This window comes from Cupriavidus sp. GW821-FHT02F09, from assembly GCF_059421605.1.
The window spans coordinates 1-1,676 of record NZ_JBWKVH010000091.1; the positions used below are offsets into that span (position 1 = coordinate 1).

Genomic DNA, 1,676 nt, shown 5'->3' on the forward strand with positions numbered 1-1,676 from the left:
CGCAAAAGCAAAACCCCCCAGTACTTTCGTACTGGGGGGTTTCAAGGGAGAGCCTGGCGATTACCTACTTTCACACGGGTATCCGCACTATCATCGGCGTGGAGTCGTTTCACGGTCCTGTTCGGGATGGGAAGGGGTGGTTCCAACTCGCTATGGTCACCAGGCATAAACGGTGGCCGCGCTGAGGGATGCTCAACGCAGCGAATAGGGATGTAGTAGGGGTTGTGCGTATCGGCCAAGCTGCCTTGTTACTGCTGCAGCGGCACGCGACACTCACACCAGGTAGAAACACACTGGTTATAGGATCAAGCCTTACGGGCAATTAGTACTGGTTAGCTTAACGCATTACTGCGCTTCCACACCCAGCCTATCAACGTCCTGGTCTCGAACGACCCTTCAAGGAGCTCAAGGCTCCAGGGAATCCTCATCTTCAGGCGAGTTTCCCGCTTAGATGCTTTCAGCGGTTATCTCTTCCGTACATAGCTACCCTGCGATGCCTCTGGCGAGACAACAGGTACACCAGCGGTACGTCCACTCCGGTCCTCTCGTACTAGGAGCAGCCCCCGTCAAGATTCCAACGCCCACGGCAGATAGGGACCAAACTGTCTCACGACGTTTTAAACCCAGCTCACGTACCTCTTTAAATGGCGAACAGCCATACCCTTGGGACCGGCTACAGCCCCAGGATGAGATGAGCCGACATCGAGGTGCCAAACACCGCCGTCGATATGAACTCTTGGGCGGTATCAGCCTGTTATCCCCAGAGTACCTTTTATCCGTTGAGCGATGGCCCTTCCATTCAGAACCACCGGATCACTATGTCCTGCTTTCGCACCTGCTCGACTTGTCGGTCTCGCAGTTAAGCACGCTTTTGCCATTGCACTTTAGGTACGATGTCCGACCGTACCAAGCGTACCTTCGAACTCCTCCGTTACACTTTGGGAGGAGACCGCCCCAGTCAAACTGCCTACCATGCACTGTCCCCGATCCGGATTCACGGACCAAGGTTAGAACCTCAAACAAACCAGGGTGGTATTTCAAGGACGGCTCCACGCAGACTAGCGTCCACGCTTCAAAGCCTCCCACCTATCCTACACAGATCGGTTCAAAGTCCAATGCAAAGCTACAGTAAAGGTTCATGGGGTCTTTCCGTCTAGCCGCGGGGAGATTGCATCATCACAAACACTTCAACTTCGCTGAGTCTCGGGAGGAGACAGTGTGGCCATCGTTACGCCATTCGTGCAGGTCGGAACTTACCCGACAAGGAATTTCGCTACCTTAGGACCGTTATAGTTACGGCCGCCGTTTACCGGGACTTCAATCAAGAGCTTGCACCCCATCATTTAATCTTCCGGCACCGGGCAGGCGTCACACCCTATACGTCCACTTTCGTGTTTGCAGAGTGCTGTGTTTTTATTAAACAGTCGCAGCCACCATTTTATTGCAACCCCTTCACCCTCCTGGCGCAGGCCAGTCAAGCTACAAGGGCGTACCTTATCCCGAAGTTACGGTACCAATTTGCCGAGTTCCTTCTCCCGAGTTCTCTCAAGCGCCTTAGAATACTCATCTCGCCCACCTGTGTCGGTTTGCGGTACGGTCTCGTATGACTGAAGCTTAGAGGCTTTTCTTGGAACCACTTCCAATTGCTTCGCAGCACTAGGCCGCTCGCCCCACGT

At 53.9% G+C, this 1,676-nt stretch carries 2 rRNA genes (1 of these 2 running past the window's edge); both read right to left on the bottom strand.

From position 1 onward, the window contains the following. Positions 1 to 51 precede the first annotated feature (51 nt). A 5S ribosomal RNA gene (gene rrf / locus AC07XB_RS38740) occupies positions 52 to 164 on the bottom strand. A 137-nt stretch (positions 165 to 301) separates the two neighbouring features. After that, positions 302 to 1,676: ribosomal RNA gene (locus AC07XB_RS38745) — 23S ribosomal RNA — on the bottom strand; it runs 1,258 nt beyond the window's last position.